The sequence below is a fragment of the Sphingomonas sp. P4_D12 genome (genome assembly GCF_056401895.1).
Genome location: NZ_JBFUIL010000003.1, coordinates 160,673 through 178,800, shown reverse-complemented (window position 1 = coordinate 178,800; position 18,128 = coordinate 160,673). Strand labels below are relative to the sequence as shown.

The window sequence follows — 18,128 nt, the reverse complement described above, 5'->3', positions numbered from 1 at the left end:
GCTATCGCCCTAGATTTGACCATTGCTCAACGTCACAAAGCTATCCATCACTCGCTTCCGCCCGGCCTGCTCGAAATCGATCTCAAGCTTATTTCCCTCAATCTCCGCGATCTCGCCATAACCGAACTTCTGGTGGAACACGCGCATGCCGACCGACAGGTCGCTGCGACCCTTATTCCCCAAACTCACCGCGCTCGCGCGGCTCTCCACCACCCGCGCCGGTTCGCGCGTGAACGTCCGGCTCTGCCACTCGCCGCCCGGCTTGGCCGCGTTGAGCGTGCCGGCCGCCCTCTGCCATCCCGGCCCGCGCCCGGTCCCACGTCCGACATCCGCGAACGGGTCGCTGCGCTCGCTCCAGTTGGCGCGCCACAGGCTTTCGCCCCCCGACATGCTGCTTTCGCTCTCGATATTGGCATCGGGCAGTTCGGCGACGAAGCGGCTGGGGATGCTCGAGGTCCATTGACCGTAGATGCGGCGGTTGGCGGCGTGGATGATGATCGCGCGGCGCCGCGCGCGGGTGATCGCGACATAAGCGAGGCGGCGTTCCTCCTCGAGGCTGGTCAGCCCGCCTTCGTCGAGCGCGCGTTGCGAAGGGAACAGGCCTTCCTCCCAGCCGACCAGGAACACGGTGTCGAACTCCAACCCCTTGGCGGCGTGGATGGTCATGATCGTGACCTTGGCCTCATCGGCCTGGGCTTCGTTATCCATGACGAGGCTGACATGTTCGAGGAACGCGCCGAGCGTTTCATATTCCTCCATCGCGCGGACGAGTTCGCTCAGGTTCTCGAGGCGGCCGGCGGCGTCGGCGGATTTCTCGGCTTGCCACATGGCGGTGTAGCCGGATTCGTCGAGGATCACTCTGGCGAGTTCCGAGTGAGGCACGCCCCCTCCACCAGTCAGCTCCGCTAGCTGGTCCCCCTCTCCGCGAAGCGCGGAGGAATTCAGCATGTCTCGCCATCGGGCGATGTCGATGACGAGGTTGCCGAGCGCGCGGCGGGCTTGCGGGGTGAGTTCGTCGGTGTCGAGGATGCGCGCTGCCGCGGTCGTCAGCGGCACCTGTTCGGCGCGGGCGAGCTGGTGGACCTTGGCCAGCGCCTTGTCGCCCAGGCCGCGTTTGGGGGTATTGACGATGCGCTCGAACGCCAGATCGTCGGCCGGCTGGGCGACGACGCGGAGATAGGCGAGCGCGTCGCGGATTTCCTGCCGCTCGTAGAAGCGAAAACCGCCGACGATGCGATAGGGCATGCCGATCGAGATGAAGCGGTCTTCGAACTCGCGCGTCTGGTGCTGCGCGCGGACCAGGATGGCGATGTCGTCCAGGCTGGCCTTGCGGATCTGTTGCGCGGCCTCGATCTCGTCGCCGACGCGGCGCGCTTCCTCGGGCCCGTCCCAGACGCCGAGTACCTTGACCTTCTCGCCGTCATTATGCTCGGTCCACAAGGTCTTGCCGAGCCGGCCCGAATTGTTGGCGATCACCCCCGACGCGGCGGCGAGGATGTGCGGGGTGGAGCGGTAATTCTGTTCGAGCCGGATCACCTTGGCGCCGGGGAAATCCTTCTCGAACTTCAGGATGTTTTCGACCTGTGCGCCGCGCCACGAATAGATCGATTGGTCGTCGTCGCCGACGCAGCAGATATTCTTGCGCTCCTGCGCCAGCAGCCGCAGCCAGAGATACTGGACGCTGTTGGTGTCCTGATATTCGTCGACCATGATGTAGCGGAAGCGCTGCTGATAAAGCTGCAGCACCTCGCGATCGGTCTTCAGGATGGTCAGCATGTGGAGCAGCAAGTCGCCGAAATCGCAGGCGTTGAGCGCGCGCAACCGGTCCTGATAGGCGGCATAAAGCTGCGCGCCGCGGCCATTGGCGTAGCGCTCGCCCTCGCCGGCATCGACGTCCTTGGGGGTCAGGCCCTTATTCTTCCACTCGTCGATCAGGCCGCCCAATTGGCGCGCCGGCCAGCGTTTCTCGTCGAGATCCTCCGCCTGGATGAGCTGCTTGAGCAGGCGCAATTGGTCGTCGGTGTCGAGGATGGTGAAATTGGGATGCAGTCCGACCAGTTCGGCATGGCGGCGCAGCATCTTGGCGCCGATCGCGTGGAACGTGCCGAGCCACGGCATCCCCTCGACCGCATCGCCGACCAGCCGCCCGACGCGCTCCTTCATTTCGCGCGCGGCGCGGTTGGTAAAAGTGACGCTGAGGATCTCCGACGGATAAGCCTTGCGCGTCCACAACAGGTGCGCGAGCCGGGCGGTCAGCGCCGCAGTCTTGCCGGTGCCCGCGCCGGCCAGCACCAGCACCGGGCCGTCGGTGGTCAGCACCGCTTCACGCTGCGGCGGATTGAGGCCGCGCAGATAGGGCGGATCGTCGGGAAGAGAGGCGGGGGCAGGGTCGGTCACGCGTGAACACTTAGGGAACGGCGCCCGGCGGGGCAACCGTCAGGACGCGCGGGTAAGCGTCATCTTATACATCGCCGCGAAGGTCGACGGGTGATGGATTTCATAAGCATGCCAGGCAACGAGATCGCGGTGCAGCGGATCGTGCGGCGCCAGCTCGCGATACCGCGCGGCATCTTCCGGTGTCGGTAGGCCGAAGCGCAGCAATTTGAGGCCGAGCGCATCGATTGCCTGCTCGATCCTCGGCACGTCGAAGCAATCCTCATGCACGTGGAACAGCAGATCGTGAACGCCCGCTGTGCTGAAGAAATCGCGCGAGTCGGTGACGCCGGGCACTGGCGCGGCGATCAGCCGGCGCCGTGCCTCGCGGATCAGGTCGTCGCTGACCGGTTCGCGCATCAGCGCGCCGAGCCGCATCCGCGCGGCGGCGACCGACAACCGCGCGATCCGGCTGTACAGCGCGACCTGCATCGCGCCGCTGGGCGCCAATACGCCGACCAGCGCCGCCCAGCCGGCTTCGGGATCGGGCAGATGATGAAGCACGCCGGAGCAGACGATATAGTCGAACCGCTGGCCAAGCTCGGCGACGGCATGGAGATCGTGGCGCAGCAACCGCAAATTGGCTTGCTCGGCGCAACGCGCCCGCGCGACGGCCAGCGAGGTCTCACTGAGCTCGATCGCCGTCACCGTCGCATCGGGCGCCAGGCGAGCGAGACTCATCGCTTCGCGTCCCGTGCCGCACCCGGCGACCAGGATATTGGGCCGCTCGGGCAGGATCGGTGCGTCCGGGCCGCACGTGCGCAACGTCTCGGCAAGCGATCGTAGCGTGACGGCGTTCGGTCGTTGCCACACCGGATAGGGCCAGCGACCATATTGCGCCGCCACCGCGCGCGTCACTGGCGCGGCGAAGTCCGCGCCGATGGCGGCCGGTGGTTCGGGCAAATAGGCGGAGCGGAAATCGGGCGCCGTGGAGAGCGCCGCTCGCTCTTCGGCATCGAACGGCCAGGCACCACCGTTGATCGTCGCTTGCCGGATCAACGCCGCCGTGAGGCGAGGAAAAGCGGCAGTCTTGCGGTCGAGCAGCAGCCAGCGGCGCACCGCGCTCAACACGCGCTCGGCGGCGGCATCGGCGACCTGGGTTTCCTCGACCAGCGCGATCGCGAGATCGTCGCGGTCGAGCCAGCGCGCAGCGGCCTGCGGATCGCCGGGGTCGGGCAGGGCGGAGCCAAGCGCAATCCAGCCTGAACGTTCGAACTGGGCGGGATCGATCCCCGGATCGCGAATCATCGCCGCAATCGCCGGCAAGTGTGACGCATCGGCCAGATCGGGTCGGCGCCACAGCAGCGCCGCCAGTCGGGTACGCGCGACCGCATCGTCGGGCGCCGCGCGCCAGGCGCTGGTCGCGGCGGCGAGGCGCTTGACGGAGGGTGTATCGGTCATCGCCGCGACCATGGCGTGGCGGCCGCGGAGCGGCAAGCCGGCGGAGCGGCGCTATGGCCTGGCCGCGATATCGCCGCCGAAAAATCGGGGCGGTTCGGGGAAGAACCGCCCCGCAGTTCGGGAAGAGCCGGCACATGGGGATGGACCGGCGCTCGCGGCACGCAAGGGGCCTACCGCGAGCGGCGCTCTGAGCGCCATTTGTCGCACGCGCGTGTCACGGCTGTATCAAAATGTCGCAAGCGACTGATTTTTCGGCAAACGGTTTTCCTCCACTACCGTGCCCGATAGGATGCGGCGAGAAGCGGGGAATCAGGCATGGTCGAGTTTGACAGGCGGACTGCGATCGCGACGGTGGCCGGCGGAATCATGGTCGGATCGCTGCCCGCATTCGCAGCGCAAGGGCGGGTGTTCAAGGCGAGCATCTCGCTCGAGGGTAACCGCGTGCTGATCGCCGTGGGGATGAACGGGCAGGGGCCGTTCATCTTCATGATCGATACCGGCACGTATGTGAGCATTGTCCGCCCCGATCTTGCCAAGAAACTCAACTTGCCGGTTCAGGGCTATGAAGCCTCGCGCGGGATCGGCGGTAAGGGCGACCGGTACGCAATCTATCTCGCGCGCGATTTCATTATCGGCGGCGGGATTCGCCAATCGTCGGTGGTGCTCGAGGATTCGTTCAGGTTCGGCTATCAGCAGGACATATACGGGGCGCTGGCCGCGGGGATCTTGACTGCGAGCGACACCGATCTCGATTTCGATGCGGGCGAGTTGCGCATCTATCCCGATGGCCGCGGCGACCGGGCCGGCTATGTCGCGGTCGACTCGGAAATTCCCCGCGCGAACCAGCCCGACCGAGGTTCGCGCAAGATAGTCGCGACGATCCTCGTTAACGGCCGTCCGCTGCGTTGCGCGCTCGACACCGGGTCTCCCAACACGCTGTCGCTCTACCAAGCGGCGGCGCGACGCCTCGGGTTGTGGGACAATCGCCCGTTCGCTCCCAGCCGCCCCAACGGCATCGGCGGGGCCGGGCCGATCGCGCGGACGGTGCGGGTCGACGAGATGACGCTCGGCGACGTGCGGCTCGATCGCCCGCTGATTTCGTTGCTCGGCAACGATCTTGGCAGCAATCTGGACGGCATTGTCGGCTTGTCGTTCATCCGGCTGTTCAATACGTCGATCGATTCCCACGGTCGCAGATTGTGGATCAAGCCCAGCCGCCAGGTTTCGCCGCCCGACCGCTATGGCCCGTCGGGTCTCTGGCTCGATCGCGCCGGTCCGCGGATCGTTGTCGCGTCGGTGGGCAATGGCAGTCCCGCGGCCAAAGCAGGCATCCAGCCGGGCGACCGCGTCGTCGGAGAATGGAGCGATGTACTGAGGACGATCAGCGCATCGGTCGGCAGTCGCGTTGTGCTGAAGATAGAGCGAGGCGGGCAATCGCTGGATGTTGCGTTCACGCTCAGCGATTTTCTGTGAGCGGCCGGCAGCCGCGCATGAGGAGCGTGGCGAAGCTTCCCTAGGCAAAAAAAAGGGGGCGGTTCGCAGGTGGAACCGCCCCGTAGTTCAGGGAGGACCGGCCGACAGGGGAGGCGACCGGTACAAACCGCGGCAAGCAAGGGGAAGAACTCTCCGCGGCAACGCATAGGTAGGCGCACTTTGTCGCAGCGCAATGTCGCAATTGTTGCAAATTGTCTCAGGCTGCGTGCAGTGGGCGCATGCACCCGATCATCGCCAATCGCCGCATCCTGCTCGCCGCGCTCGTCGGCACCTCGGTCGAGTTTTACGATTTCTATATCTACGCGACGGCTGCCGCGTTGGTGCTCGGGCCGCTGTTTTTTCCGTCGACCTCCGACACCGCGCAATTGCTGTCGGCTTATGCCAGTTTCGGGCTCGCCTTCGTCGCGCGCCCGGTAGGGGCCGCGGTGTTCGGCCATTTCGGCGACCGCATCGGGCGCAAGTCGACGCTGGTCGCCAGCCTGATGCTGATGGGCGCGTCGACATTGCTGATCGCGTTCCTGCCGACCTATCAGCAGATCGGCTGGTGGGCGCCGTTATTGTTGTGCGTGCTGCGCTTCGGCCAGGGGTTCGGGCTGGGCGGCGAGTGGGGCGGAGCGGCCTTGCTCGCGGTTGAGAATGCGCCGGAGGGATGGCGTGGCAGGTTCGGCACCGCGCCGCAAATGGGCGCGCCGATCGGGTTCATCGCGGCCAACGGCCTGTTCCTGATCCTCGGCGTGACGTTGACGCCCGATCAGTTTCGCGACTGGGGATGGCGGCTGCCGTTCTTGGCGAGCGCGATCCTGGTCGGGCTCGGGCTGTGGGTGCGGCTCAAGGTGAGCGAGACGCCGGCGTTCAAGCGCGTCCTCGCGGAAGGGCCGCCGCCGAGTGTTCCGCTGGGCGAAATGGCGCGCGAGCATCTCGGCGCAGTCGCGCGCGGGACGCTGGCGGTGGTGGCGTGTTTCGCGATCTTCTACATCGCGACCGCGTTCGCATTGGGCTACGGCACGACCAAACTCGGCCACCCCAAACAGGCGTTTCTCGGCGTCCAGCTCGTCGCGATCCTGTTCATGGCCGCGGGCATCGCGATCGCCGGCTGGTGGAGCGACCGGTCGAGCCCGCGCGCAGTGTTGATGTGGGGATGCGCCGGGACGGTCGTCGCGGGCATCTTGCTCGCGCCGCTGATGGCGGGGCCGCTGCTGCTGGCAGGAGTGTTTCTCGCCTTGGCGCTGTTCGTGATGGGGTTCGTCTATGGGCCCGTCGGCGCATGGCTGCCCGATCAATTCCCGGCGCGCGTGCGCTATACCGGGGCGTCGATCGCGTTCAATGTCGGCGGCGTGATTGGAGGCGCGCTGACCCCATTTGCGGCGCAGGCATTGTCGGCGCGCGGGCTCGGTTGGGTCGGTCTGTATCTGGCGGCGGCGGGAGTGCTGAGCTGGATCGGGCTGGCCGCGTCGCGCCGCCGCTGATCACAACAAGACGGGGCGGCGGACCGGAGACTCTTGCGTCGGCGTCGCTGCGGGAGTGCCGCCGGCATTGGGATCGTCATATTGGACCGGCGCCATCGATTCGGGCGTAGGGCTCGAAGGCGAAGGCGCTGAAGGCGCCGCGCTGGCGTTGACATTGGCATCCGGGGAGGCCTCTATCGCGGGGGCCGGCTGAGCGCCCTTGCCGCTAACGCCGAACGCGAACAATCCGATCATCGCGCCCGACATTATCGCAAGCGCCAGCGTGATCACGAATGACCTATTCTCCTTCATGCGCGTCCCTTGGCGAATCGATGTCGATCGGAGGCGGCTTAGCCGCGCGACTATGAAGAAATCGGCAATGCCGCCCCGCGTTGGGACAGGGCTGTAACAAGCCTGTCACACGATCCGTGCAGGGCGGCGGCATGGCTACCGATTTGACGGCTGATTCAGGCCAAGTGCTTCTCGCGGCCGAGTCCGGCCAGGATGCGCGAGGCCCACGACTCGATCAGCCGAACCATCCGATCGCGAAATTCGTGTTCGTCGCGCTGATCATCGGCGCGCTGGGCTATGCCGGCTATTCGATCCTGGTCGACACTAACCATGTCGGCGAACAGATGGCGACGCACGTCTTTGCGTTCCTGATCGTTGCCTTGGTGATCGCGCTAGGCTTCGAATTCGTGAATGGCTTTCACGACACCGCCAATGCGGTGGCGACGGTCATCTATACCAATTCGATGCCGGCGCCGCTCGCGGTGATGTGGTCGGGGGCGTTCAACTTCCTCGGCGTGCTGCTGTCTTCGGGCGCGGTTGCCTATACGATCGTTACATTGTTGCCGGTCGACCTGGTCCTGCATGTCGGATCCAATGCCGGCTATGCGATGATCTTCGCCTTGTTGCTGGCGGCGGTGCTGTGGAACCTGGCGACCTGGTATGTCGGGCTGCCCAATTCGTCGAGCCACACGCTGATCGGGTCGGTGCTCGGCGTCGGTCTCGCCAATCAGCTCATTTCCGCCGGCTCGAAGGGCGGCACTGCCGGAGTCGACTGGAGCCAGGCCTATGGCGTGCTGTCCGGCCTGTTCTGGAGCCCGTTGATCGGATTCGCCTGCGCGTTCCTTCTGCTCTCGCTGATGAAAAAGGTGATCCGTACGCCCAGCCTCTACGAGGCGCCCCAGGGTGACGCGCCGCCGCCGGGGCCGATCCGCGCGTTGCTGATCTTTACCTGTACGCTCGTCAGCTTCTTCCACGGCTCGAATGACGGGCAAAAGGGCATGGGCCTGATCATGCTCATCCTGATCGGCTGCGCGCCGACCGCTTATGCGCTCAATCGGACGATGCCGGCCAGCGCCAGCGCGGCGTTCATCGAGACGGCAAAGAGCGGGGTGGCGCCGTTCGCGGCACGCGCCGGTGCCGCGGATCCGAATGCCGACAATGCCCGCGCGACCTTGGTCGCCGCGCTGCAACAACGCAAGGCAGACGATGCTCGCGTCTATGGCGCAATCACCACGCTGTCGGGCGACATCAGCCAGCGCATCCAGGGCTATGGCACGATTTCCAACGTTCCTGCGGCGGCGACCGGAAACCTGCGCAACGACATGTACCTCGTGCTCGACACGTCGAAGCTGATCACCAAGGCGAAGGACGCCGGCTCGCGGTTCCGCCCCGACGAACTCAAGGCGATCGACGGCTATCAGAAGAATCTCGAACAGGGCACGCGCTATATCCCGATCTGGGTGAAGCTGGCGGTGGCGATCGCGCTCGGACTTGGCACGATGGTCGGCTGGCGGCGCATCGTGAAGACGGTGGGCGAGCGGATCGGCAAGACGCATCTGACCTATGGCATGGGCGCGGCGGCGGAACTGGTCGCCGGCGTTACAATCGCGTTCGCGGACAGAATGGCGGTGCCGGTGTCGACCACGCACATCCTGACGTCGGGCGTCGCCGGAGCCAGCCTCGCCAATCGCGCCGGGCTGCAGTTCCGCACGATACGGAACATGGTGCTTGCTTGGGTGTTAACGCTGCCGGCGGCAATGATCCTGTCGGGCGGCCTATATTGGATCCTGTTGCAATTCGTCAGCTGACGACCATCTGATCGCGGGAAGGGGAGAGCGGATTTTGCTCTCTCCTTTCATTTAAAGGTTGCTTGTTCGTTCGAACGAACTAATGGGCGGCACATGGTCCAGCAGCGACTCCTCGATATCGCGGTCGATGCCTTCGGAAGGCATGGGCTGGAAGGGGCCAGCACGCGCGAAATCGCTGCGGCCGCCGGGACGGCGATGTCTTCGATCACCTATCATTACGGTGGCAAGGAGGGGCTTTATCTGGCCGCCGCCGATTATATCGCGCAGCAAATGGGTGAGACGATGTCGCCCGCGTTCGCGATAGAAGTGGCCGACGGAGATCAGGTCGCGGCGCGCGAGGCCATTCACCGTGTGCTGGGCGCGTTGCTCGACAAGATGCTCGACCAGCAGGTCCGGAACTGGAGCCTGTTCATCGTGCGGGAGCAGATGCACCCAACCGCCGCCTTTGCCCGGCTGTTCGACGGACCGATGGGCCAGATGCTGCGGAGGCTGGTGCGGTTCGTCTGCACCGCGGCCGGGATCGACGACAGCGAGGCGGCACGAATCGCGACGATGACGTTGTTCGGCCAGGTGTTGGTCGTGCGATCGGCACGCGCCTCAGTGCTGCGTGTGCTCGACGTCGAGGTGATCGATGCAGCGCTCGCCGAACGAATCCGCGCGCGAATCCGGATCAACACCAACGCCATTCTCGATGCCCTGACGGCGGAAGCAAAGGAAAGCCGATGAGCGACGATACCAAGCCCGAGCCCGCAGCCGATCAGCCCGACGCCGGCGCGCACGACGATGGCAAGAACGCTAAGGACACGACCCCGATCTATCGCCGGCCGTTCTTCTGGGTATTGATCCTGGTGGCAGGGGTCGCGGTCATTGGCGGCACGCTCTATTATCTGCACTCGCGTCAGTTCGAAGCGACCGATGACGCGTTCGTCGACGCGCACATCGTCCGCATCGCACCCGAAGTGGCCGGAACGCTGATCGATGTCGCCGATTTAGACAATCGCCACGTCAATGCCGGCCAGTTGCTGGCGGTGATCAAGCCCACGGGTCCCGAAGCGCAGCTCGACGAAGCCCGCGCCGGGGTCGATCAGGCCCTCGCGCAGCTGCAACAGGCGCAGGCGCAGGTCAGCAGCGCGATCGCCACGCGCAACCAGTCGGCGGCGGAAGCGCAAGCCCCAATGGCCGCCGCGGTCAAGGCGGCACAGGATCTCGCCCGCTATCAGAATCTGGCGAGGATCGATCGCTCGGCGGTCGCCTCGACCCAGCTCGACCAGGCGCGCGCCAACGCCAATTCGACCCGGGCGCAGGCCGATGCTGCCCAGCGCCAGATCGCGAGCTCGGACGCGCAGATCGCCGTCGCGCGCAGGCAGGTCGATGCCGCCGGCGCGGTCATCGCCGCCAAGCGTGCGCAGGTCGCGCAGGCCAATGTCACCTTGGGCAATCTCCGCCTCGTCGCGCCGGTCTCGGGCCAGGTGGTCAATCGCCAGGTCAACAAGGGCTCGTACGTCGCGCCGGGCAGCCAGTTGCTGGCGATCGTGCCCGATACGATGTGGGTCACCGCGAACTTCAAGGAAACCCAGCTCAAGAACATGCGGATCGGGCAGCCGGTGACGATCAAGGTCGACGCCTATCCTGATGTCGAGTTCAAGGGGCGGGTCGATTCGATCCAGCGCGGCGCCGGTCAGGCCTTCGCCATCCTGCCGCCGCAGAACGCGACCGGCAATTACGTCAAAGTGGTCCAGCGCGTGCCGGTGCGGATCAACTTCATCACCGGCAACGGCAATCCAGATCCGCGCAATTACCCGATCGGCCCCGGCATGTCGGTGACCCCGTCGGTCAAGGTCCGCTGAGATGGCGAGTGCCGCGGCTCCGGCCGGCGCGGCGAAACCCGCGCCGAGCGAGGATGGCTGGGATGACGGCAGGTCGGCGGCGGGGCGGTTCAATCCCTGGCTGATCGTCGCGATCATCTCACTGCCGACCTTCATGGAGGTGCTCGACACCTCGATCGCCAACGTCAGCCTCGACCATATCGCCGGCGGCCTGTCGATCACCATTGATCAGGCGACCTGGGTGCTGACCAGCTATCTGGTCGCCAACGCCATCGTCATCCCGATCTCGGGCTGGCTGTCCGACGCGATCGGGCGCAAACGCTATTTCCTGATCTCGATCGCCTTGTTCACGATCTCGTCGTTCGTTTGCGGGATCGCGCCCAATCTTACGACCTTAGTCATCGCGCGCGTCTTCCAGGGGATAGGCGGCGGCGGGCTGGCGCCGGTCGAGCAATCGATGTTGGTCGACACTTTCCCGCCCAGGCAGCGCGGCATGGCGATGGCGGCCTTCGCTATCGTCGTCGTGGTCGGTCCGGTGCTTGGACCGACGCTCGGTGGTTGGATCACCGAAACGTCGAGCTGGCATTGGGTGTTCCTGATCAACGTCCCGATCGGTATTGGCGCTTGGATCCTGGCCGATTTGTTCGTCGACGAGCCCAAGCAAGTGAAGGACGATCGCGCCAAGCGGCTCGAGGGCGGGCTTCGCATCGACTATATCGGCGTGATCCTGGTCGCGCTTGGCCTCGGTTTTTTCGAACTGACGCTCGACCGCGGTGAACGCGAGGACTGGTTCGCCAGCGGGCTGATCGTCGCCACCGCGACGATATCGGCAGTATCGCTGGTCGCGCTGGTCTTCTGGGAACTCAACCACAAGGACCCAGTGGTCGACCTCAAATTGTTCAAGAATCGAAGTTTCGCGATCACCACGCTGATCATGGGCATCACCGGCCTGATCCTGTTCGGTACGACCCAGCTGATCCCGCAGATGTTGCAGCAGGTGATGGGCTACAGCTCGTTCGACGCCGGGCTGGCGCTGACGCTCGGCGGTCTCGCGACATTGGTCGCCGTGCCGTTCGCGGGCCGAATGGTCGGCAAGGTCGACGCCCGGATTCTGCTCGGCGGGGCCTTGCTCGTGCAAGCGGCGGCGCTGTGGAACATGTCGCATTTCAGTGTCGATATCAGCTTCGCCGATGCCGCGATGGGGCGGCTTTATCAGGCGATGGCGCTGCCATTCCTGTTCGTGCCGATCAACGCGGTCGCCTATCAGGGGCTGCCGCGCAACAAGACCGCGCAAGCGTCGAGCCTGCTCAACGTCGCGCGCAACCTTGGCGGGTCGATCGGTATCTCGGCGGCGCAATCGATGCTCGCCGGTTCGATGCAGCGGCACCAGACAGAGCTGGTCCAGAAACTCAATCCGCTCGATCCCAATTACACCGACTGGCTGGCTAGGGCGCAGGGCGCGTTCGCCGGCTTGGGCGATCCGACCACGCTGCCCCACGCGATCCTCTATCAACAAGTGCAGCGGCAGGCGGCGATGCTCGGGTTCCTCGACGTCTTCCGGTCGCTGATGGTGCTGATCCTGATCTTGCTGCCGGTGATCATCTTCATGAGATCGGGCAAGGGCGCGAGCGGCGGAATGGGACATTGATGATGAAGAAACCGATTTTGCTCGTCTCCATGCTGGCGCTTGCCGCCTGCACCGTCGGTCCGAACTATACCAAGCCCGATCTGGCAGCCCCTGCGACCTATGCCGGCCCGCAAGGCGCGCCGCCTCCCGGCCAGGCGATCGATCCGGGGCATTGGTGGGAGGCGTTCAACGATCCCAAACTGACCGACTTGATCGATCGCGCGCTGAAGGACAATCCGGACATGGCGTCCGCGGCCAGCCGCGTGCGTCAGGCGCGGTTGGGCGAAATCCAGGCGCGCGCGCAGTACAAGCCGGTGGTCAACGCCGACGCCAACGCGACCGATGTCAAGTTCAGCAAGAATGCCGGCTTCGCGACGCTAGCGCGGGCCTTTTCGGGAGGCGGCAATAGCGGACCGCCTTCCGGCGTCGCTTTGCCCGGCGACAGTATCAAGACCTTCGCGGTCGGTTTCGACGCGAGCTGGGAGCTTGACGTGTTCGGTGGCGGCCGTCGCGGCGTCGAGGCGGCGCTGGCGCGAACGGAGGCAGCCGAGTGGAACGGGCGCGACGCCGCGGTGACGCTCGCGGCCGAAGTCGCCGACGCCTATTTCGCGCTTCGCCTCGATCAGGAACAGATCGCCGTGATCGAGAGCGAGGTCGAACGGCAGAGCAGGGCGCTACAGATCGCCTCGAACATCGCCAAGGTCGGGCTGACGCCATCGATCGACGTCACCCGGCAGAACGGCAACATCACTGCGACACGCGCGCGATTGGAACCGCTCAAGGCCGATCTCGACGTGCGCAAGCACGCGCTCGGTGTCCTCGTCGGACAACCGCCAGAGGCTTTGATGGCGGAACTGTCCGGGCCGTTGCCTGCGCTGGTTCCCACCCCGGAAATTCCAGCCGGATTGCCCAGCGACCTGCTACGCCGCCGCCCGGACATTCGCGCCGCCGAACGCAACCTTGCCGCGTCGACCGCCGATATCGGCGTTGCCGTCGCCGATCTCTACCCGAAGTTCAGCCTGACCGGGATGGCACAGCTCATTTCCACCTCGCTGGGCAGCCTGTTTGCGGGCGATAGCCTGCAGTTGACCGGCACCGGACAGGCGACCTTTCCGCTGTTGGATTGGGGAAAGCGCAAGGCGACGGTGAACATCCGCAAGGAGCAGCGCGAGCAAGCCTATCAGGATTATCGCCTGACGGTGCTGCGGGCGCTACGCGACGTCGAGGATCCGTTGAGCCGGATCGATGCCGAGCGCCGTCGCAATGCTCTCCTGCGTCAGGCGTTGGCCGACGCCGACCGCACCGCCGCCGCCGATCTGGCGCGGTACCAGGCAGGCTTGGTCGCTCAGGATACGGTCATCAACACGCAGGTTGACGTCTTACGCGCGCGAGAAAACCTGGCGGACAGCGATGCACAGCTGCGACAGCTGTCGGTTGCCTTGTTCAAGGCGATTGGTGGCGGATGGTCGGAAGGTGCGCCGAGCGCCGGCTAACGAGCGCGTTGCGCAACAGGCAGGCCATTTTTTTCGCGCAGGGGGTTGCCACGGCGCGTAATGGTTAGCGCCCGATTCGGAAAAGTTAATAAAAGGTTAATTTAGCGCGACTTTCGGTCGCGATGGCGGCGGCGCAAGAGAGCGAACCAGCCAGATACAGAGCGACCCGCTTCCACCGTCAACTTGTTGAATCAACAAATCAATCGGTGGGAAGCGGGCCGTCTAAAATCGCTTTACCAGGGACGAATGAGTTCGCCGTGGACGAGCGCAATGAGAAACGCGAGCATTGATTTACTCCTAATGCGCCCACCCCGGGCACGAGCGAATTCTTAATAGTTTTTTAACTCAAAAGCAATCGCGATTCCGGGCAGTTACGTGTTTTCCCTGAGCTTCAGGCTTGCGAGCTTAAGAGTTCTTTCAGGCCCTTGGGGTAGCAGGGCGATGATGGCGCGCGACCACACCCCGATCAGCCCGGTCGAAGAACCGGTTGGCCAAACCGGCCTTTCGTCGACATCGCGGAGCCGTATGCGCGGCGCCGCGACGCCGTTCGCGCAGGTTTCCCCCACGAAACCCTGGGCCGTTCAAGCGCTTGCGCAAATGACCAATCAGGCATTCCTGCGCCGGCACCTTGGCGTCGCGCGGTCGAACGACATCGCTTTCGACATCGCCGACCGAATCGCGGGCGCGATGCCCGGCGTCGTGGCGACGGTGATCGGCCGCTGGACGGTCGAAGTGGAAACCTGCGTTGCCGACGCGGCCGAACTTCAGCAATTCTCGGACAGCCTCACCGCGGCGCTGGCGGACCCGTTCGACCTGGACGGCGAACGGCATCACATCGATCTCGCGATCGGTATCGCCGCCGGGCCGCCAGGGACGCTGGACGATGTCCGTCTGGCGGAGGAGGCCGAGGACGCGCTGGTCCAGTCGCGTAATGAGAGCCAGTTAGTATTGCGCGATTTGTCGCTGGTCGATCCGATGGTCGACAAAATCACGCTGAAGCGCGAGCTGAAGGGCGCGATCGATCGCGGCGAGCTGTTCCTGCAATATCAACCCAAGGTGCATGTCCGCCGCCAGGAGATTGCGAGCGCGGAGGCGTTGGTGCGCTGGCGTCACCCCACGCGCGGATTGATCCTGCCGAGCGACTTCATCCCTCTGGCCGAAACGTCGCGCGACATCGACCGGCTGACGCTGTGGACGATCGAACAGGTCATCACCGACCAGCATTATCTCCGGGCCGATGGGCAGGAGATCACGATTTTCGTCAACATCTCCGGCCAATTGCTGAGCAATGCCTCGTTCGTGAAACGCGCGTGCGAGATGGTCAGCAAGGGGGGCGTCCCGCTCGGCTTCGAGATCACCGAGACCTCGGTGATTCGCGACCCGGTCAGCGCGATCGCCAATTTGAATATCTTTGCCGACCACGGCATTGCGATCGCGATCGACGATTACGGCGCCGGCCTGTCGAGCCTCGCCTATCTCAAGCAGCTTCCGGCGCGAGAGCTCAAGATCGATAAAATGTTTGTCCTCCAGCTGACCAGCAGCAACCGCGACCCGCTGATCGTTCGGTCGACCATCGACCTCGCGCACGCGCTGGAGATGGAGGTGACTGCTGAGGGGGTCGAGACGCCGGCAGCGTTGGCGCTGCTCAGCGTGATGGGATGCGACATCATCCAGGGCTATCTGATCAGCCGTCCCATCGAGATCGAGGCGTTCCGCCAGTTCCTGCGGGACCATAAGGATGCCGCCTTGGTCGATTCGGCGCGCGCCAGTTTCCGCGCGACCGCGTTCCGCCGCCTGGCGTGACGCGCTTAAAGCCGTTTTAACGCTGCGGAGGTCATTACTGCCGCGTCATGACTCGTCGGTTTGCCGCACTTTTGTTGGTCATCGTCGCCTTTCTGGCGATGCCCGTCTCCGCGTTCGCGCAAGGAGATCCGGCCGCACAATTCGACAGCGCTATCGGCGACGCCAAGGCGACGATGCTCACCGATCCGGCGAAGACCATCGCCAAAGCCAAGCAAGCGCGGGCGATAGCCGAACGGCTCACCGGGCAGGATCGTGTGATCGATATCGCAACCGCGCAATGGCTGGAAGGCGAGGCGCACCTTCGCCTGAATGATATCGTCACGGCGGGGCCGTTGCTCGACGCCGCGTTCGCCGCGCTCAAGGACGCGAAGGCCAGCAAGCTCAAGGGCGACGTGTTGCGGTCGCGCGCAGGCTATCACGCCGCGTCGGCTAGCGTGGCCACGGCGTTGGCTGACTATCAATCGGCGTTCCTGATCTATCGCACGATCGACGACACGCGCAGCCAATCGATCGCACTGCTGAGCATCGCCGCGCTCTATCAGGAGGCGAACGACTATAATACGGCGCTCAAATATTACGGGCAGGCGCTCGATATCTATCAGGGCGATCCGCAACTGCTGGTATCGATCTACAACAATCGCGCCGACGCGTTGATGGAATTGGCGCGCTATCCCGATGCCGAACGCGATTTCCGCGCCGCCTACAAGCTTGCCGAGACGATGGACAGCCCGGTGCTCGAAGCACAGATCCTCCGCAACGCGGCGCGCAACGAATTGCTCGCCGGCGACCTGGATGCCGCCGATCGCACGATCGCCCAGGGATTTCAGTTGTTGCGCAAGGGCGATAGCGACGGGTCCGCCGCACAATTCTGGGCGGTGGCGGCGCAAGCAGCGCTGCAACGCGGCAAAGTCGATCAGGCGCGAACGATGATCGAGCGTGCCTTTGCCGGGGTTGATATCGGCAACCCGACCATGGTCTGGTGGCGCGCGCATAAAACCGCGTTTGCGATCTACGAGCGCTTGGGCGATTCGCAGCACGCGCTGATCCACCTGGTGGCGTTGAAGAAGCTCGACGACGATAATGCCAAGCTGGTGTCGTCGCACTCAACGGCGCTGATGGCGGCGCGATTCGATTCGGCCAATCAAAGCCTCAAGATCGCCAAGCTGCAGCGTGACGAAGCCAACCGGCGCGCGGAATACGAAAAGGCGCGGGCCAATACACAATTCTGGATTTTCATCGGATCGGGCGTGACCGCGGTGGTGATCGTTGGGATGCTCGGCTTTGGCCTCGTCACGATCCGTCGCAGTCGGAACGAGGTTCGCGCGGCGAACATCGATCTCGAAGCGAGCAATGCGGCCTTGGGCAAGGCGCTGGCCGCCAAGACCGAATTCCTGGCCACCACCAGTCATGAGATTCGCACCCCGCTCAATGGCATTTTGGGGATGACTCAGGTGATGCTGGCCGACCGACGGCTCGATCCCGCGATGCGCGACCGGATCGGCGTGGTGCACGGTGCCGGAGTGTCGATGCGCGCACTGGTCGACGACATTCTCGACGTCGCCAAGATGGAGACGGGCAATCTGACGATCGAACGCGCACCCGTCGATCTGGCGGCGATGCTGCGCGACGTGTCTCGCATGTGGCAGGATCAGGCCGCCGCGAAGGGTGTCGAATTCGAACTCGACGTCAGCGAGGCACCACCACTGATCGAAAGCGATCCGGCGCGTTTGCGACAAATTGTATTCAACCTACTTTCCAATGCACTGAAATTCACCCAGAATGGACATATTCACGTCCGGTCGGGGGTGATTCAGGGGGCCGGCGACGAACTCGTGACCATCGAAATCCACGATACTGGGATTGGCATCCCGCCGGACAAGCTCGAACTCATCTTCGAGTCGTTCCGTCAGGCTGACGCCGGCACCACGCGTCAGTTCGGCGGCACCGGTCTGGGCTTGGCGATCTGCCGCAACATCGCACGGGCGATGGGCGGCGACGTCACGGTGGCGAGTGTTCCGGGTGAGGGATCGACCTTTACCCTGGCCGTCCCGCTGGTTCGCGTCGAGGAGGATCAAGCCGCGGCGGTCGAGCACGAGCATGGCAAGGCACTGCTCATCGTCGACAAGAACCCAATCAGCCGCGCGATGCTGAAGACCTTGTTCGCGCCGCGTTTCCCGACGCTGATCGCGGCCGGCTCGATCGACGAAGCGGCGGAGATGATCGCAGCGGGCGGCGTCCAGCGGATCGTCACCGATGAAGCGACGATTGCCATGGACGGGGACGTGGACGCCGCGATCGGGCGCCTCGCCGGCGCGCCGGTGTCGTTGCTATGGACAAACCCGGATGCGGCTGACCGCACCCGGTTAACCGCGGCGGGCGTAGATCAACTGATTGCCAAGCCGATTGCCGGGGCGACACTGGTCCAGACGATCGTTTCGGTAGCGCAAAATGAAGATGTTGATAGTCGGGCTGCATAGGCGGATAGGGGGACCAACCATGCTATCTGA

General features: G+C 64.7%; 12 protein-coding genes. 9 read left to right on the top strand and 3 right to left on the bottom strand.

Annotation, left to right across the window (positions count from 1 at the left end; genetic code table 11):
- Positions 1-9: 9 nt before the first annotated feature.
- Together AC1DSD_RS06770 and AC1DSD_RS06765 are read right to left on the bottom strand one after the other, a co-directional pair.
- Entirely contained in the window at positions 10-2,397 is a 2,388-nt protein-coding gene (locus AC1DSD_RS06770) for an ATP-dependent helicase (protein WP_478029178.1), read from the bottom strand.
- 39 nt (positions 2,398-2,436) lie between these two features.
- Positions 2,437-3,834, bottom strand: a complete 1,398-nt coding sequence (locus tag AC1DSD_RS06765) for a class I SAM-dependent methyltransferase (protein ID WP_478029177.1) — start codon at positions 3,832-3,834, stop codon at positions 2,437-2,439.
- A 315-nt stretch (positions 3,835-4,149) separates the two neighbouring features.
- On the opposite strand from AC1DSD_RS06765, the gene AC1DSD_RS06760 reads away from it, so the two are divergent.
- Positions 4,150-5,307 (top strand): aspartyl protease family protein, encoded by a 1,158-nt coding sequence (locus AC1DSD_RS06760; protein WP_478029176.1) that lies wholly within the window; start codon positions 4,150-4,152, stop codon positions 5,305-5,307.
- Positions 5,308-5,546: 239 nt separating this feature from the next.
- On the top strand, positions 5,547-6,794 hold the full coding sequence (locus AC1DSD_RS06755) for an MFS transporter (RefSeq protein ID WP_478029175.1): 1,248 nt from the start codon (positions 5,547-5,549) through the stop codon (positions 6,792-6,794).
- On the opposite strand, the gene AC1DSD_RS06750 is transcribed toward AC1DSD_RS06755, so the two are convergent.
- The gene (locus tag AC1DSD_RS06750; RefSeq protein WP_478029174.1) at positions 6,795-7,085 is read right to left on the bottom strand and encodes a hypothetical protein; all 291 of its coding nucleotides are present in this window, start codon (positions 7,083-7,085) and stop codon (positions 6,795-6,797) included.
- Positions 7,086-7,216: 131 nt separating this feature from the next.
- On the opposite strand from AC1DSD_RS06750, the gene AC1DSD_RS06745 reads away from it, so the two are divergent.
- The 7 genes from AC1DSD_RS06745 (at position 7,217) to AC1DSD_RS06715 (ending at position 18,098) form a co-directional block, all read left to right on the top strand.
- Positions 7,217-8,872, top strand: coding sequence for an inorganic phosphate transporter (locus AC1DSD_RS06745; protein WP_478029173.1), 1,656 nt, complete (start codon positions 7,217-7,219; stop codon positions 8,870-8,872).
- 93 nt (positions 8,873-8,965) lie between these two features.
- Positions 8,966-9,598, top strand: a complete 633-nt coding sequence (locus AC1DSD_RS06740) for a CerR family C-terminal domain-containing protein (RefSeq protein WP_478029172.1) — start codon at positions 8,966-8,968, stop codon at positions 9,596-9,598.
- Positions 9,595-10,719 (top strand): HlyD family secretion protein, encoded by a 1,125-nt coding sequence (locus tag AC1DSD_RS06735; protein WP_478029171.1) that lies wholly within the window; start codon positions 9,595-9,597, stop codon positions 10,717-10,719. Before AC1DSD_RS06740 ends, AC1DSD_RS06735 begins: the two co-directional genes overlap by 4 nt.
- 1 nt (position 10,720) lies before the next feature.
- Positions 10,721-12,346, top strand: a complete 1,626-nt coding sequence (locus AC1DSD_RS06730; RefSeq protein WP_478029170.1) for a DHA2 family efflux MFS transporter permease subunit — start codon at positions 10,721-10,723, stop codon at positions 12,344-12,346.
- Between the two features lie 2 nt (positions 12,347-12,348).
- The gene (locus tag AC1DSD_RS06725; RefSeq protein ID WP_478029169.1) at positions 12,349-13,818 is read left to right on the top strand and encodes an efflux transporter outer membrane subunit; all 1,470 of its coding nucleotides are present in this window, start codon (positions 12,349-12,351) and stop codon (positions 13,816-13,818) included.
- A gap of 597 nt (positions 13,819-14,415) precedes the next feature.
- Complete coding sequence (locus AC1DSD_RS06720) at positions 14,416-15,621, top strand: EAL domain-containing protein (RefSeq protein ID WP_478029168.1); 1,206 nt, start codon at positions 14,416-14,418, stop codon at positions 15,619-15,621.
- Between the two features lie 47 nt (positions 15,622-15,668).
- Positions 15,669-18,098 carry an ATP-binding protein gene (locus AC1DSD_RS06715; RefSeq protein WP_478029167.1) on the top strand — a complete coding sequence of 810 codons (2,430 nt, stop codon included), beginning with the start codon at positions 15,669-15,671 and terminating at the stop codon, positions 18,096-18,098.
- The last annotated feature ends 30 nt before the right edge of the window (positions 18,099-18,128 follow it).

Excerpts from the sequence above, each read along its gene's own strand:
- AC1DSD_RS06765 (WP_478029177.1), bottom strand. The coding sequence starts at position 3,834 with ATGACCGATACACCCTCCGTCAAGCGCCTCGCCGCCGCGACCAGCGCC.
- AC1DSD_RS06745 (WP_478029173.1), top strand. The coding sequence starts at position 7,217 with ATGGCTACCGATTTGACGGCTGATTCAGGCCAAGTGCTTCTCGCGGCC.
- AC1DSD_RS06715 (WP_478029167.1), top strand. The coding sequence starts at position 15,669 with ATGACTCGTCGGTTTGCCGCACTTTTGTTGGTCATCGTCGCCTTTCTG.
- AC1DSD_RS06730 (WP_478029170.1), top strand. The coding sequence starts at position 10,721 with ATGGCGAGTGCCGCGGCTCCGGCCGGCGCGGCGAAACCCGCGCCGAGC.
- AC1DSD_RS06750 (WP_478029174.1), bottom strand. The coding sequence starts at position 7,085 with ATGAAGGAGAATAGGTCATTCGTGATCACGCTGGCGCTTGCGATAATG.
- AC1DSD_RS06735 (WP_478029171.1), top strand. The coding sequence starts at position 9,595 with ATGAGCGACGATACCAAGCCCGAGCCCGCAGCCGATCAGCCCGACGCC.
- AC1DSD_RS06720 (WP_478029168.1), top strand. The coding sequence starts at position 14,416 with ATGACCAATCAGGCATTCCTGCGCCGGCACCTTGGCGTCGCGCGGTCG.
- AC1DSD_RS06755 (WP_478029175.1), top strand. The coding sequence starts at position 5,547 with ATGCACCCGATCATCGCCAATCGCCGCATCCTGCTCGCCGCGCTCGTC.
- AC1DSD_RS06725 (WP_478029169.1), top strand. The coding sequence starts at position 12,349 with ATGAAGAAACCGATTTTGCTCGTCTCCATGCTGGCGCTTGCCGCCTGC.
- AC1DSD_RS06740 (WP_478029172.1), top strand. The coding sequence starts at position 8,966 with ATGGTCCAGCAGCGACTCCTCGATATCGCGGTCGATGCCTTCGGAAGG.
- AC1DSD_RS06760 (WP_478029176.1), top strand. The coding sequence starts at position 4,150 with ATGGTCGAGTTTGACAGGCGGACTGCGATCGCGACGGTGGCCGGCGGA.